Here is a 413-nt window from a genome sequence, read left to right on the forward strand (position 1 = left end):
GGTACTGCGGCGAGTCTGCTGACGGTAGTGCTCGGGACTGATGGGGGTGATTTCGAACATGCGCGAGGGCTCATGAAACTGGGGCGAGGCGCGATGGTACGACAGCTTGCCCGGCCGACACGAATCCCGCGGGCAGTGCGGGCACCTCAGGTCGCGTTCGGCAGGTAGCGCCCGATGGCCGCCATGGCCGTGGCAAGGTACTGCTCCTTCTCGCCCACCGGCGCAATGTAGTGCAGCGCCTCGCGCGCCTGATCGACACCCGCCAGGCGCGCGGCGACCCAGGCCGCAAGATAGACCGATGCCAGGCAACCGCCCGCCGTGGCGACGTTCTCCCAGGCGAAGAACGGCTGGTCGAGCACCCTGATCCCAGCCTCCTGCACCCAGGGCTTGCTGGTCAGGTCGGTGCAGGCCGG

Annotated in this window: 1 pseudogene; it reads right to left on the reverse strand. The window is 68.5% G+C overall.

Annotated features, from left to right (window positions below):
• Positions 1-146: 146 nt before the first annotated feature.
• Positions 147-413: pseudogene (locus tag J0A65_RS26060) on the reverse strand (hypothetical protein); the annotation flags it as partial.

Origin of the sequence: Bowmanella yangjiangensis, from assembly GCF_017255015.1 — a bacterium.
GTDB classification, from domain to species: domain Bacteria; phylum Pseudomonadota; class Gammaproteobacteria; order Enterobacterales; family Alteromonadaceae; genus Bowmanella; species Bowmanella yangjiangensis.